The organism is Mucilaginibacter arboris (assembly GCF_009754915.1).
GTDB lineage: Bacteria > Bacteroidota > Bacteroidia > Sphingobacteriales > Sphingobacteriaceae > Mucilaginibacter_A > Mucilaginibacter_A arboris.
In genome coordinates this window covers 145,205-159,340 of record NZ_WPIK01000001.1, presented here as the reverse complement: position 1 = coordinate 159,340, position 14,136 = coordinate 145,205, and the positions used below count along the sequence as shown (strand labels likewise).

At 38.7% G+C, this 14,136-nt stretch carries 14 protein-coding genes; 1 reads left to right on the top strand and 13 read right to left on the bottom strand.

The window, feature by feature from the left end; all coding sequences use genetic code 11:
• Positions 1 to 14: 14 nt before the first annotated feature.
• Entirely contained in the window at positions 15 to 1,625 is a 1,611-nt protein-coding gene (locus GO621_RS00770; protein ID WP_157563001.1) for an SUMF1/EgtB/PvdO family nonheme iron enzyme, read from the top strand.
• Between the two features lie 242 nt (positions 1,626 to 1,867).
• On the opposite strand, the gene GO621_RS00765 is transcribed toward GO621_RS00770, so the two are convergent.
• The 13 genes from GO621_RS00765 to GO621_RS00705 are packed head-to-tail and all read right to left on the bottom strand — an operon-like array spanning position 1,868 to position 14,119.
• On the bottom strand, positions 1,868 to 2,515 hold the full coding sequence (locus tag GO621_RS00765; protein ID WP_157562998.1) for a DUF4159 domain-containing protein: 648 nt from the start codon (positions 2,513 to 2,515) through the stop codon (positions 1,868 to 1,870).
• Positions 2,512 to 3,216 carry a 16S rRNA (uracil(1498)-N(3))-methyltransferase gene (locus GO621_RS00760; RefSeq protein ID WP_157562995.1) on the bottom strand — a complete coding sequence of 235 codons (705 nt, stop codon included), beginning with the start codon at positions 3,214 to 3,216 and terminating at the stop codon, positions 2,512 to 2,514. The genes GO621_RS00765 and GO621_RS00760 overlap by 4 nt, the downstream gene beginning before the upstream one ends.
• 24 nt (positions 3,217 to 3,240) lie before the next feature.
• Positions 3,241 to 4,581 carry a hemolysin family protein gene (locus tag GO621_RS00755; protein ID WP_157562992.1) on the bottom strand — a complete coding sequence of 447 codons (1,341 nt, stop codon included), beginning with the start codon at positions 4,579 to 4,581 and terminating at the stop codon, positions 3,241 to 3,243.
• A complete protein-coding gene (locus tag GO621_RS00750) occupies positions 4,581 to 5,138 on the bottom strand; it encodes an inorganic diphosphatase (protein WP_157562989.1) in 558 nt (185 codons plus the stop codon). The genes GO621_RS00755 and GO621_RS00750 overlap by 1 nt, the downstream gene beginning before the upstream one ends.
• Before the next feature lie 24 nt (positions 5,139 to 5,162).
• A complete protein-coding gene (locus GO621_RS00745) occupies positions 5,163 to 5,819 on the bottom strand; it encodes a DedA family protein (RefSeq protein ID WP_157562987.1) in 657 nt (218 codons plus the stop codon).
• 58 nt (positions 5,820 to 5,877) lie between these two features.
• Complete coding sequence (locus GO621_RS00740; protein ID WP_157562984.1) at positions 5,878 to 7,257, bottom strand: NADH-quinone oxidoreductase subunit N; 1,380 nt, start codon at positions 7,255 to 7,257, stop codon at positions 5,878 to 5,880.
• Positions 7,258 to 7,260: 3 nt separating this feature from the next.
• A complete protein-coding gene (locus GO621_RS00735; protein WP_157562982.1) occupies positions 7,261 to 8,721 on the bottom strand; it encodes a complex I subunit 4 family protein in 1,461 nt (486 codons plus the stop codon).
• Positions 8,722 to 8,740: 19 nt separating this feature from the next.
• A complete protein-coding gene (nuoL, locus tag GO621_RS00730; RefSeq protein WP_317163368.1) occupies positions 8,741 to 10,645 on the bottom strand; it encodes an NADH-quinone oxidoreductase subunit L in 1,905 nt (634 codons plus the stop codon).
• A 34-nt stretch (positions 10,646 to 10,679) separates the two neighbouring features.
• Complete coding sequence (gene nuoK, locus GO621_RS00725; RefSeq protein WP_157562976.1) at positions 10,680 to 11,009, bottom strand: NADH-quinone oxidoreductase subunit NuoK; 330 nt, start codon at positions 11,007 to 11,009, stop codon at positions 10,680 to 10,682.
• 6 nt (positions 11,010 to 11,015) lie between these two features.
• Positions 11,016 to 11,504, bottom strand: a complete 489-nt coding sequence (locus GO621_RS00720) for an NADH-quinone oxidoreductase subunit J family protein (protein WP_157562973.1) — start codon at positions 11,502 to 11,504, stop codon at positions 11,016 to 11,018.
• Positions 11,505 to 11,559: 55 nt separating this feature from the next.
• Positions 11,560 to 12,057, bottom strand: a complete 498-nt coding sequence (locus GO621_RS00715; protein ID WP_157562970.1) for a NuoI/complex I 23 kDa subunit family protein — start codon at positions 12,055 to 12,057, stop codon at positions 11,560 to 11,562.
• A 13-nt stretch (positions 12,058 to 12,070) separates the two neighbouring features.
• On the bottom strand, positions 12,071 to 13,114 hold the full coding sequence (gene nuoH / locus GO621_RS00710; protein ID WP_157562968.1) for an NADH-quinone oxidoreductase subunit NuoH: 1,044 nt from the start codon (positions 13,112 to 13,114) through the stop codon (positions 12,071 to 12,073).
• A complete protein-coding gene (locus tag GO621_RS00705; protein ID WP_157562965.1) occupies positions 13,115 to 14,119 on the bottom strand; it encodes a 2Fe-2S iron-sulfur cluster-binding protein in 1,005 nt (334 codons plus the stop codon). It abuts the gene before it with no gap.
• Positions 14,120 to 14,136: the final 17 nt, after the last annotated feature.

The following is a 14,136-nucleotide window of genomic DNA, read 5'->3' as shown; positions in this document are numbered from 1 at the left end:
CAGGATTTAAAAAAATGAAAAGAAATTTTATCAACTGTGCCTTAACAGTGATTGCGCTTGGCGGGATATTAAGCAGTTGCAATAAGGCAAAATCCCCTAAAACCGGATGGGCTTATAATGACCGTACGAATGGCGGTTTTCAGGTTTTTGCAAAAAAACACCCGGCGCCGGGCCCAGGTTTAGTACCAATTGAAGGAGGTACTTTCGTTCTGGGAGGTTCACTAAACGAAGATTTACAGTTCGATTATAATAATGTTCGCAGAAGGGTTACGGTAGCTTCTTTTTATATGGATGAAACCGAAGTGGCCAATACAGACTGGCTGGAATATTTATACTGGATTAAAAGAACTTATCCTCAGGACCGGGAAATGTACTACAATGCGCTTCCGGATACTTTGGTTTGGCGCCAGCCTTTATCCTACAACGAGCCTTATGTAGATAATTATTTACGCCATCCAGGTTATCAGGATTATCCGGTAGTTGGTGTAAATTGGGAACAAGCCAATGATTATTGCGACTGGCGTACTCAACGCGTGAACGAAGAAATTTTACGCGAACGAGGTATCATTACCGATTGGAAAACCATGAGCAAAAGCGGAAAAACCGGTGGCGCTGCTGCTTTTAACACTGATTTATATTTAAACGGGCAATATCGTGGTGCAGGCATTGACGGTAAACACATGCCTAAAGATTTAAATGCAGCCGCAAAAGGAAATAATGGCAAAGCAGCTACACGCCCAGCCCGTATTGAAGACGGTGTTTTAAAACAACCGTATCGTTTGCCATCAGAAGCCGAATGGGAATACGCAGCACTTGCACTTGCAGGAAATACCCAATATGAAAACATCAGCGACGGAAAAGTTTATCCATGGAATGGCATGGGCGTAAGGTCTCCTAAAAAAGTCACACGTGGTTTAATTCTGGCTAACTTTAAACGTGGTGCCGGTGATAATATGGGAACTGGTGGCGCTTTAAACGATAAAGCTGATATTACAGCACCGGTAAGGTCATATCCGCCTAATGATTTTGGCTTATATAATATGGCTGGAAATGTAAACGAATGGACTGCTGATACTTATCGCCAGCTTTCTTATGAAGATTTTGAAGATTTTAACCCTTTCCGAGGGAACATATATACCAATAAAAGATTAGCTAATACTGATAAAGGACTTTTAGCTAAAGATAAATATGGCCGCCCGATAAAAGATCTGGCTAAAACGTCTAAAAAACAAAAATGGAGTGAGTTAAACGGTAGCCAGGCAACTGCTGCAGAAACTAATGCAACTAACGCCAATCCAAATCAAAGTGCTGTAGTTGCAGCCAATAATTCTGGTAAAGCTTTTACACCTGATGTACGTGGTTACGGAGATTCTGTAAATACTTCTTTGTATGGTAATACCACTTTGGTAAACGATCATTCAAAAGTCTTTAAAGGAGGTTCTTGGAACGATCGAGCTTATTGGTTAAACCCTGCCACACGCCGTTTTATGGATGAAGAAGATGCCACTGCAGAAGTAGGTTTCCGTTGTGCAATGGGCATGATTGGCGCGGCAGAAATCCATCCTGAAGGTAAAGCTCACTTCCGGGTTAAAAAGGAAAAATCACCGAAGAAGATTCAGTTATAAACTCTTCTTAAATCATTAAAAAGCGAAAGGCTTCATTTTAAATGAAGCCTTTCGCTTTTTAATGATTTAGATGCTTCTTTTATCGCATAAAAAACATGATCAAATAATACAGGCATAAAAGAAGCATTACCAATAATGCTGATATTAAATTTGAACAAGCGCTAATTTTATGCCGATAAAAAAAGCATCAGTTTTCCTGTGATTTCTCTTTATAAATTTACCTGTAGCTTTTAAAGATATTATTACTGCGTTAAGGCGTACTGGATTAAATTAGCACCCATTTTTAAGGCTTTTAAACGGCTTTCCTGGGTATCGGAAGGATATGTTCCAAAATCTTCCCAACCGTTGCCTAAATCGCACTCGTAAGTGTAAAAACAAACTAAGCGCCCTTTGTAAATCAAACCAAAACCTTGCGGCCGTTTGCCATTGTGTTCATGGATTTTAGGCAAACCATTTGGAAAAGCGAATTTTTGATGAAATATAGGATGGTTTACAGGAAGTTCTACAAAATCGAGTTCAGGGAAAACCTTTTTCATTTGCGGCCGGATAAATTGGTTCAATCCGTAGTTATCATCAATATGCAGAAAGCCGCCGCCTGTTAAATATTTGCGCAGGTTTTTAACTTCCTGATCAGAAAATACAACATTTCCATGGCCTGTTAAAAACGTAAACGGATAATTGAATAACGTTTCGCTTCCAACTTCTACCACATCTTCTTCTGGTTTAATGTTGGTTTTTAAGTTTTCATTACAAAACTTAATTAAGTTGGTTAACGCAGTCCGGTCGCCGTACCAGTCGCCACCGCCGCTATATTTTATTTTGGCAATTTTATAAGTTGGTTCTGTATGGCCGAACAAAGAGAAAAAGCAGATCAGCAATAAGTGTTTCATAAGCGGTTTAAAAAATTAACTTCAAAACAAGCTTCGAGTGCAGCCGTTTCTGTTCTTAAACGACTATTACCTAAAGTTATGGTTTGAAATCCATTTTCTAAAGCGGTATTTATTTCCGGCGGAGAAAAATCACCTTCAGGGCCAATCAGTACCAAATATTTTTTTTGTGGGATTAATACTTCTTTTATCGATACTTTTTCTCCATCGTTACAATGGGCAATCCATTTTTGTGCTTGAGTTTGATCTTTAAGCAAACTTGATAAATTGGTAAGCGGGTTTAACTGGGGATGATAAGCTTTAAGCGATTGTTTTACAGCAGGAGTAATTACCTTGTTCAGCCTTTCGTGATTGATAATTTTACGTTCGGAACGCTGGCAAAGAATTGGCGTAATTTCATCAATCCCGATTTCGGTAGCTTTTTCTATGAACCATTCCAGCCGTTCAATATTTTTGGTTGGTGCAACTGCTATGTGCAAATAGTGGTTTCGTTTACCAAATTCCTGCTGTGTTTGCAGTACAACAAACCTTGTTTTTTTAGGATCGGGAGCGGTTATTTTTGCATGATAAAAGTTTCCTTTTCCATCAATAACCTCAATCACGTCTTCTTTTTGCAAACGAAGCACTTTAATGCAATGCCTGCTTTCTTCTTCATTTAAAAAGCAATCTGCTGTATTTAAATCAGGAGCATAAAACAAGTACATTTAAACTGGTATAAAGGCAAATTTTTAGTGATTATCGGTTACATCTTCTTCATTAAGCAAGAGTTCCAGCTTAACAGATTCAATGTTTTGTCCTGCTTTTTTTAGCACTGTAATATTATAACCGTTTGCTTCTTTTTGCTCTCCAACTTCTGGTATTTTGCCAAATATCTCTCCCAGCCAGCCAGAAACGGTATCGAAATCGCCGTCTTCCGGCAAGTCATGCGGCAACTCCTCGTTAACATCGTAAATGCTGGCCAAAGCGTTAACCACAAATTCAGTCGAATTAATGCGTTCTACAATTGGCTTTTCTTCGTCATATTCATCCTGAATTTCGCCCACCAGTTCTTCTACAATGTCTTCCAGGGTAACCATTCCTGCTGTTCCGCCAAACTCATCCATTACAATAGCAATCTGGATGCGTTTTAACTGAAGCTCGGTCATCAAGTCATTGATCTTTTTAGTTTCCGGAATAAAGTAGGGTTTACGAATAATATCTTCCAGTTTAAAATCTGTTTGGTTTACCAGTAAGGGCAAAATATCTTTTGCCTGTACAATACCAACAATTTTATCCATCGTATCATCATAAACCGGCATGCGCGAATAACCCTCTTTGATGATACAGTTTAATAATTCTTCATTACTTGAATGAAGTTCGACACCAGATATTTTAGTTCTGGGAACCATAATGTTTTTGGCTACGCGCTCGTTAAAATCAAAAACGTTTTTTATCAGTTCGTGTTCGTTAGAATCCAGCACGCCGCTTTCTTTTCCCTGGTCCAGTAAATACTGCAACTCCTCAGAACTATGGTGTGCTTCGCCGGAATGGATATTTTCGATACCAAAAAGCTTTAATATCGCATTTGCAAAACCATTTAAAAGCCAGATAAAAGGCCGGCAAACGATATAAAAAACACGTAATGGAAAGGCAATGAACAAGCTTGTTCTTACGGGTTGTTGTATGGCAAAAGTTTTTGGTGCAAGTTCACCAAAAACAATGTGCATGATGGTAATAATTAAAAAGGCCAGAAAATGGCCTAAGTTTAATGCAAAACTACCTGTAACTGTAATATGAAAAAGACTAAACAAGTTAAAAACAAGCTTAGTCATAACTTCTTCGCCAACCCAGCCCAGCCCTAATGAGGCAAGCGTAATACCTAATTGAGTAGCGGCTAAATATGAATCCAAATGGTGAAGGATCCCTTTTGTAATTTTAACTACCTGGCTTCCAGATTTTGCCTGTATTTCAATTTGGGAAGCCCGGACCCTAACAATTGCAAATTCGGCTGCTACAAAAAAACCATTTAAAAAAACTAAAAAAACAGTTAAAAAAGCATGAAAACCGCTAATGTCAAGATCAGGACCCATTAAATAGTTTGTTTCTGAAACGTCGATTTATACAGCTCTATACTTTCTTCGATTATTTGATAGGCTGCTTCTCTTCCTTCGAACATTTCTACTGTAACAGCATTACTGTGTTCCAGTTTTTTATAATCTTCGAAGAAACGTGTTATTTCTGCCTCTGTATGCGGAGGAAGGTCGGTAATATCATTAATATAATTTACAGACATATCGTGTGCCGCAACCGCAATAATTTTATCATCTCTTTCGCCTTTGTCCACCATGTGCATTACACCAATTACTTTGGCTTCTACCAAACACAAAGGTACAACTTCCTGCGAGCAGATCACCAAAATATCCAACGGGTCATTATCATCACAATAAGTTTGCGGGATAAAGCCATAATTAGCGGGATACATTACAGATGAAAATAACACACGGTCTAACTTAAGCAGGCCGTAATCTTTATCTATTTCGTATTTGCATTTTGATCCTTTCGGAATTTCAATAATTGCATTAACATGTTCGGGTGATTTGTCTCCTTCGCCTGGTGGAATAGTATGCCAGCAATGTTCTAATGTCATAGTTTTTTATTATAAAATTAAATATTATTTCAATTTTGAAAAGTCGTTTTGTTCAGAATTGTTTTTGGTAGATTTATGATAAGCAATAATAATAGGGGTTGCTGTAAAAATAATAAGTACTACAATTATATACGGCATATAATGAACAATGCCCGGAAACTCTTTACCCAGAAAGAAACCGAGTAAAGTAAGCAGCAATACCCACAACAAACTTCCCAACAGATTATAAAGTGTAAATTTTTTGAATTTAACTTTAGCAACTCCTGCAAAGATAGGGGCAAAAGTTCGTATTATCGGAAAAAAACGGCCAAAAACCAGAGCCATACCGCCATATTTTTTAAAAAAGTCTTCCGCCATATAAACATAGCGTTTTTTAAAAAAAAAGGAGTCTTCCCGGTTAAATAATACCCTGCCAGTGCTATAGCCAAACCAGTAACCTACATAATTGCCTAACACACCTGCTACAAAAAGTGCGGAAAGCAATTGGTAAATGGAAACCTCTAATAACCCGGTTGCACAAAAAATACCTGCTAAAAACAGTAAGTAATCACCAGGTAAAAAAAATCCGAAGAACAGGCCAGTTTCAGCAAAAACAATAAAAAAAATCAGGTAAATTCCGCCCTTGCTAATAATAGCCTGTGCATCAATTAAGTTGGTTAAATGTTCCCAAATCTCTTTCATTAGCGATGTTAGTCTGTAAAACTACAAATATTATATTAATTGCAGTCCAGCCCGAAAGCTAAATAATATGGGCTATGAAACCCGGATAAATACCAATGATTAGGGTAATTAAAGCAGCTATACCTAACACAAAACTTACGTTTCCAGGGATGCTGATGGCTGTTCTTTCTTCCTGATTAAAATACATTGCAATTATCACCCTGAAGTAATAGAAGATAGCTATAATAGCATTTATTACAGCAAGTACAGTAAGCCAGATCTGATACTGAGACAATGCCCTGGAAAACATAAAAAACTTACCGATAAAACCGGCAGTTAAAGGAATGCCAGCTAAAGAAAGCATGGAAATGGTAAGCACAAAAGCCAGAAAAGGATTGCTTTTGCCCAAGCCGTTAAAGTTATCAAAGCTGCTGTTGCCAGTTTGCTGTTGCACCAGCATCAACACACCAAAAGCAATAATTGAGGCTATAGAATAAGCTGTAGCATATATAAAAACAGCGTTTGCAGAAGCTGCACCAATAGCAACTATGGCAAAAAGCATATACCCTACGTGGGAAATGCTGGAAAAGGCAAGCATCCTTTTAAAATTATGCTGATACAACGCGGTAATATTACCGATAAACAAAGTAATGATAGTAATTATGAGCAGCGAAGGTGTCCAAAAATCCGACAATGGCGCAAAACAAACCGCAAACAAACGCAGAAATGCTGCAAAACCAGCAGTTTTAACTACGGTTGCCATATAAGCAGTAATTAATGTTGGCGATCCTTCATAAACATCCGGTGTCCAGAAGTGGAAAGGGGCTGCCCCTACTTTAAAACATAAGCCTACAATCATCAATAAAATTCCTGTATAGAAAAGAAAAGATATATCACGAGGATTGGACAGGATATAATCACGGATCACCTCCAGATCAAAAGAACCGGTAGTCCCGTAAATCAAAGCAATTCCAAATAACAAAAAACCGGTAGAAAAGGCACCCATTAAAAAGTATTTTAAGGCTGCTTCGTTAGAGCCAAAATCTCTTTTTTTAATTCCTGCCAGAATGTACAAGCTTACAGACATAATTTCTATGCCTATAAACAACATGGTTAAGTTATGATAAGAAACCATTACAATAATTCCGGCTAAGGAAAATAAAATAATGGCATAATATTCTGCTACATGTGCGCTAATGCGCTCAAAATAATTTTTAGAGAGCAGAATAATTAAAATAGTAGAGAGGATACAAATCACAGAAAATGCAATTGCATAATGATCAAATAACATCATGCCACTGTAAATAGGCCGGGCTACTGTATTCCATTGTGCTACTGCAAAACCTGCAGCCACAACAAGCCCAATTACAGTTACCGGAAGTAATGCTTTGTTTACCCGGTATAATCCTAAATACAAAACAATTATGGCTAAAACAGAAATTGAAATAAGACTACCCATTTTTTATTTGGCTGATATTAATTTTTGGTTTACCTGTTCGATCAGGTTGTTTACGCTTGCTTCTGAAAGATGCGTAACCATTTGCGGATATACGCCGAGCACAATTACTAAAGCACAAATTATAACTAAAACTATTTTTTCTGAGCCGGAAACATCGGTAAAAGAAGCTGTGAGTGAACTGGTTTCTCCCTGCATCATTTGCTTGTACATCCGAAGCATATAAACGGCGCCAAAAATAATCGTTAACCCTGCAATAGCAACTAACCAAATGTTGTATTGATAAATGCCGTTCATCAGTAAAAACTCACCTATAAAACCATTAGTTAAAGGAAGCGCAACTGTCCCCATAATTATGATGATAAAAGAAGTAGCAAGAAACGGAGCACTTTTAGCAATTCCCCCCATTAAACTAATATCGCGTGTGTTGATCCTTCTGCTGATAATGTCAATTACGAAAAATAATCCAATTACATTAATTCCGTGACTTAACATCTGGAAAACTGCACCTTGCACACCTTGCATATTCCAGGCAAAAATCCCGGCAGCAATTAAACCAACGTGTGCGATGGAAGAATAAGCAATTAAACGTTTTGCGTCTTTTTGGTTGAAAGCAATCAGCGAAGCATAAACAATTCCGATTACAGCTAAAATAATTACGGTACTTTGCCAATGCGCAAATCCAAGCGGAGCAATTGGAATTAACCAACGAATGGCCCCGTAAATGCCCATTTTCAGCATAATTCCTGATAGCATCATTGTTCCACCGGTTGGAGCAGTTGTATAAGTATCCGGCTGCCAGGTATGAAAAGGAAATATGGGCATTTTAATGGCAAACGCAATAAAGAAAGCCCAGAATATCCATCCCTGGTGATAAGGATCAAAGTTTAGGTTATAAAAAGCCTGAATGTCGAAGGTTTTATCAGGAGTTTGCAGGTACAGGTAGATAATTCCAAGCAGCATAAACAGCGAACCGGCAAACGTGTAAATGAAAAACTTGATGGTTACTTTAATCCGGTTTTCGCCTCCCCATAAAGCACAGATAAAATAAATCGGGATTAAAGCAACTTCCCATCCAACATAAAACAGGAAAGCGTCCATCGCCGTAAAAACCAGCAGCAAGCCGGTTTGCATGAACAGGATTAATGCGTAGAAGGTTGAAGGTTTATTGTATTGATGCTTGAAGGTAGAAAGAATAATTAGCGGAACTAATAAGGTAGTCAGGACTACCATAACCAAGCTAATGCCATCAACTCCAGCTTTAAAATGAATTCCCAGATCCGCAATCCAGAGATAATCTATTACATATTGATAAGAAGCATCTGCATGGAATCCAGCAACCATGATTCCGGCAACAACTAATTCTGCAATGGCAAAAAACAGCGCTGCAATTTTTACGGTTTCGCCTTTTAACAATAACAGGACAAGAGCTGCAAATACGGGTAATAAGAGTAGAATAAGCGTCATATTTTATCTTGCAATCTCGTTAAATCCTGAATAAACCATAAGCCATCATGGCGATAATACTAAGAACCATCACAAAAATATAAAAGCCAACATTTCCTGTTTGCAGTAAACGTAAGCCCTTACTGCTTTCGATAGAAACTTTACCTAATCCGTTTACTAATCCGTCTATAATTTTTAAATCAACAACTTTATAGAAGAATTTGGAAATAGCATCCAGCGGTTTTCTGATTATCCAATCATACAACTCATCAATGTAAAACTTATGATAAGCCAAAGCATTTACAGGTGTTCTGTCTTCGCCTTCTGCAGCAGGGATATTACCACCTTTGCCATAATTAATGTAAGCGTAAATAATTGCCAGGACAGCGCCGCCGGCAGAAACGCACATTAAAATTAATTCCATGTTGTGCCCAATATGAAAATCTGTAGTTTGAGCAGTTGTCAAGGCAAATATTGGCGTAAGATATTCTGAGAGCCAATGATGTCCGCCTAATGCTTCCGGAATTCCAATAAATCCGCCTGCAATAGAAAGTATGGCCAGAACAATTAAAGGAACAGTCATTAAAGATGGAGATTCATGCAGATGATGTTCCTGCTCATGCGTTCCCCTGAATTTTCCGAAGAAAGTGAGATAGATCAGGCGGAACATGTAAAAGGCGGTAAACATGGAACCAATTACGCCTAACACATACATGCTTTTGCTGTAAACAAAAACGTGCGCTAAAATTTCATCTTTAGAAAAGAAACCCGAAAACGGAGGAATACCAGAAATAGCGATGGCGCCAATCAGCATGGTGATAAAAGTAACAGGCAACTTCTTGCGTAGGCCGCCCATGTTGCGCATGTCTTGCTCGCCGCTTACTGCGTGAATAACAGAACCGGCACATAAGAATAAAAGTGCCTTAAAAAAAGCATGTGTGATGACGTGAAAAAAAGCCCCGGTATAAGCGCCAACGCCTAAACCTAAAAACATATAACCCAACTGTGAAACCGTTGAATAGGCTAACACTTTCTTAATATCTGTTTGCGCAATCGCTATAATTGCGGCCAAAAGAATAGTTGCCAGACCAATACCTGCAATTAAATGTAGTGTAAAAGGGGCAAGCGTAAATAATACATTGGAACGGACGATCATATAAATACCTGCGGTAACCATTGTTGCTGCGTGGATTAATGCAGAAACGGGTGTTGGGCCCGCCATTGCATCCGGCAACCAGGTAAATAAAGGTATTTGTGCCGATTTACCGGTAGCACCAATAAATAGCAAAATGGTAATGAGAATTAAAGTCGGATCACCAAACTTTAAAGTTGCCGCCTTCATAAAAACCTCGCTAAAAGAAGCACTGCCGAAAGTGGCAATCATCACGAAGATGGCAATCAGGAAACCTAAATCGCCAATACGGTTCATCACGAAAGCTTTTTTTGCAGCATCAGCATAATCAGGATTGGTAAACCAGAAACCGATCAGTAAATAAGAACAAAGGCCAACACCTTCCCAACCGATAAATAAAATGATATAGTTAGAACCCAGAACCAGCAGCAGCATAAAGAAAATAAAGAGGTTTAGGTAAGCAAAAAACTTCCCAAAACCTTCGTCATCATGCATATAGCTAATGGAATAAATATGGATTAAAAACCCAACTCCGGTAATTATCAGCAACATTAAGGAGCTTAACTGATCTACCAGAAAAGAAAAAGGCACGCTTAATTTTCCGGCTTTTATCCATTCAAAATAAGTAACGTTAATAGGCTGACCTGAATTTTTTACCGATAAAAACAGCATCACGCTTAAGATAAACGGAATTAAAACGACCAAGCTTCCCAGCAAACCAATCAGGTTTTTGGGTAAAGTATTACGGCCTAAACCGTTAATAATAAATCCTGCTAAAGGAAGTACAGGAATTAACCAAATATAATTACTGATCATGAATGGCTTATATTTTGATTTTTATACTGACCTACCATTTTAATCTGTTCAACACATTAATATCAATTGTATTGGTGTTCCGGTAAATCATCACGATTATAGCCAGCCCAACTGCTACTTCTGCCGCTGCTAATGCCATTACAAAAAACACAAAAACTTGTCCGGCTGCATCGTTCCTGTAAATGGAGAAAACTGTCAGCAATAAGTTTACTGAATTCAGCATCAACTCCACGGACATAAAGATCACGATTGCATTACGACGGGTAAGCACGCCGATTACACCGATAGAAAATATAATCGAGCTTAAAATGATGTAATGATTAAGCGGAATGGTTTGTATTGCGTTAGATATATGTTCCATCGTAGATCAGGATTCTTTTTTGGCCAATAAAACAGCGCCTACCATTGCAGAAAACAGCAGGATTGAGGAAACTTCAAACGGGAGTAGAAACTGGTTGAACAGCACTTTACCAAGATTTTTTACCAAACCGAGATTAGGGTCTTTTAAAATCACCATTTCAGAATTGCCCGAAACTTTTAAAGAAGCAATCAGCGTTACCAATAAACAACCACCGGCAATCACACCGATCACTTTCAACAGGTTTGATTTTACCGGCTCTGTCTCCTGGTTCAGGTTCATCAACATTAAGGTGTATAAAAACAGCACCAGGATGGCACCCATATACACGATGAAATTCACTATCCCCAAAAATTGCGCGTTAAGCAAAAAGTAGTGAATGGTAAAAGTAAAAAATGTTAGAATGAGGTAAAGAACGCTGTGCACCGGATTTTTAGAAAAGATCACGAGCAGCGAAAAGAATACAGATAAGAATGCGACGAAGTAAAATAAACTCATGGGTTAAAATAAAAATACCTCTGCCCGGGCAAGAACGAGGGCAAAGGTATAAAACTTATTGATTCAAGGGCGCTTCTACTAATTTGTCTTTTCCGTAGATAAAATCTTTCCGCAGAAAATCTGATGGTACAATATCGCCGTCTAAGTAAATTGCTTCTTTCGGACAAGCTTCTTCACATAAACCGCAAAAGATACAACGCAACATGTTTATTTCGTAAACTGCTGCATATTTTTCTTCGCGATAAAGCTTTTCTTCTCCCGCCTGGCGCTCTCCTGCAATCATTGTTATGGCTTCTGCCGGACAAGATAATGCACATAAACCACAAGCTGTACAACGCTCCCTGCCTTCTTCATCTCTTTTTAAAGAATGTAAGCCCCGGTAATTTTCGGAAAATTCGCGTTTTTCTTCAGGATATCTAATCGTAGCCGGCTTTTTAAAGAAGTGCTTTATGGTGATGGAAAGTCCTTGCGCAATAGCAGGTAAATAAGCGCGCTCCCAAAAGTTAAGCGGCTTTGATTCGAGAACTTTCTTTTTATTAGTTAATGATTCCATTTATTCAATCCGGTTATTTAAAAATTGTAGCAAAAACACCGGTTAAAACGATGTTGGCAATAGCAAGCGGGATTAATACTTTCCAGCCAAGGTTCATCAATTGATCATAGCGGAAGCGCGGAATTGTCCATCGGACCCACATGAAAAAGAAGATGAAGAAAATGATTTTAGCAAACAAAGCAACCACGCCTAAAATAGTTACCAGGTTTTCTGATAAACCCAAATGGTGCATAAACGGAAAGTTATAACCACCAAAATATAAAGTAGCCATTACTGCCGATGAAATAAACATGTTGATGTATTCTGCAAAAAGGTAGAAACCTAACTTCATGGAAGAATATTCAGTATGATAACCGCCAACCAGTTCTGTTTCACATTCCGGTAAATCAAATGGACTGCGGTTGGTTTCTGCGAAAGCACAAATAATAAATATTAAAAAACCTAAAGGCTGACGGAAAAAGTTCCAGGTAAACCAGCCATTTGCCCAAAAACCATGCTGCTGTTGTGCAATTTCTTTCAGGCTTAAAGTTCCGGTTAACATCAATAATGCAATAATGGATAATCCCATTGCAATCTCGTAGCTGATATTTTGTGATGCCGCGCGAATTGCTCCCAACAAAGAATATTTATTGTTAGATGCCCAGCCACCAATCATAATTCCATAAACACCCAGTGAAACCACGCCAAAAATGTATAAGATGCCTACGTTGATATCGGTTACCTGCAAATCAATTACACGCGAACCAATGGTTAAAGTTTGCCCCCAGGGAATTACGGCAGAGCCGATACAAGCCGTCAAAATAGCCAGCGACGGGCCAACAATAAATAACAAACCACTGGATTGAGTAGGAATAATTTCCTCCTTCATAAACATTTTGGCGCCATCTGCCATTGGCTGAAAAATACCAAAAGGGCCGGCACGGTTCGGGCCAACGCGGTCTTGCAAAAATGCAGCTACTTTACGCTCGGCATAAGTAGAATACATGGCGGTTACTAAACTGATCCCGAAAATGATCGCAACCAGAATAAATTTTTCTATAACTAAAGCTAATTCCATTTATAATCTGGTATAACGTTCTAATTGTTCTTTGTTTGATTCCTGCAAAGCCAGATTTTTCTTAATAACAGGTGGCTGATGCAAAGAACCATAATGGTTGGAACTGATTACGGAAGTATTCGAAACATTACGTGGGCCTTCAATTACCCAGTCGTCTGTTCTCTTTTTCTCAAAACGGCAGGTATTGCAGATGAATTCTTCTACTTCTCCATAAACATCTTTACGGCCGGTTACCCTTAAAACATCTTCGCCCTTGTACCATAAAGTTACTTTTCCGCAGCATTTATCGCAATCGCGGTGCGCTTCTACCGGTTTGGTAAACCAAACACGATTTTTAAAGCGGAAAGTTTTATCTGTTAAAGCGCCAACCGGGCAAACATCAATTACGTTTCCCGAAAAATCGTTATCAACTGCTTTATGAATATAAGTTGAGATTTCGGAATGATCACCTCGGTTTAAAATACCATGGATACGATGATCGGTAATTTGATCGGCAACAAAAACACAACGATAGCATAAAATGCAGCGTGTCATGTGCAACTGGATTTTATCCCCAATATCAATTCGTTCAAATTTCCGGCGCTCAAACTCATAACGTGTTTTTGCCGCGCCGTGTTCGTAAGCTAAATCCTGTAAGGAACATTCCCCGGCCTGATCGCAAACCGGACAATCCAACGGATGGTTCAATAATAGTATTTCTACAATGCCCTTTCTTGCTTCAATTACTTCTGCCGAAGTAATGTTTTGCACTTCCATCCCATCCATCACAGTAGTTCTGCAGGAAGCAACTAATTTTGGCATTGGGCGCGGATCTTTTTCTGATCCTTTGCTTACTTTAACCAAACATGTACGGCATTTACCGCCGCTCCCTTCTAATTTAGAGTAATAGCACATGGCAGGCGGCACAATATCGCCCCCGATTTGCCTTGCAGCATTGAGGATAGTTGTTCCCGGTGCTACTTCAACCGGTATCCCGTCTATGCTTACTTTAACTATATCTGACATTTTTTAATCTCTCAATC

Bases quoted from the DNA above. Each gene is read 5' to 3' on its own strand.
- GO621_RS00770 (WP_157563001.1), top strand. From the start codon at position 15: ATGAAAAGAAATTTTATCAACTGTGCCTTAACAGTGATTGCGCTTGGC.
- GO621_RS00765 (WP_157562998.1), bottom strand. From the start codon at position 2,515: ATGAAACACTTATTGCTGATCTGCTTTTTCTCTTTGTTCGGCCATACA.
- GO621_RS00760 (WP_157562995.1), bottom strand. From the start codon at position 3,216: ATGTACTTGTTTTATGCTCCTGATTTAAATACAGCAGATTGCTTTTTA.
- GO621_RS00755 (WP_157562992.1), bottom strand. From the start codon at position 4,581: ATGGGTCCTGATCTTGACATTAGCGGTTTTCATGCTTTTTTAACTGTT.
- GO621_RS00750 (WP_157562989.1), bottom strand. From the start codon at position 5,138: ATGACATTAGAACATTGCTGGCATACTATTCCACCAGGCGAAGGAGAC.
- GO621_RS00745 (WP_157562987.1), bottom strand. From the start codon at position 5,819: ATGAAAGAGATTTGGGAACATTTAACCAACTTAATTGATGCACAGGCT.
- GO621_RS00740 (WP_157562984.1), bottom strand. From the start codon at position 7,257: ATGGGTAGTCTTATTTCAATTTCTGTTTTAGCCATAATTGTTTTGTAT.
- GO621_RS00735 (WP_157562982.1), bottom strand. From the start codon at position 8,721: ATGACGCTTATTCTACTCTTATTACCCGTATTTGCAGCTCTTGTCCTG.
- nuoK (WP_157562976.1), bottom strand. From the start codon at position 11,009: ATGGAACATATATCTAACGCAATACAAACCATTCCGCTTAATCATTAC.
- GO621_RS00720 (WP_157562973.1), bottom strand. From the start codon at position 11,504: ATGAGTTTATTTTACTTCGTCGCATTCTTATCTGTATTCTTTTCGCTG.
- GO621_RS00715 (WP_157562970.1), bottom strand. From the start codon at position 12,057: ATGGAATCATTAACTAATAAAAAGAAAGTTCTCGAATCAAAGCCGCTT.
- nuoH (WP_157562968.1), bottom strand. From the start codon at position 13,114: ATGGAATTAGCTTTAGTTATAGAAAAATTTATTCTGGTTGCGATCATT.
- GO621_RS00705 (WP_157562965.1), bottom strand. From the start codon at position 14,119: ATGTCAGATATAGTTAAAGTAAGCATAGACGGGATACCGGTTGAAGTA.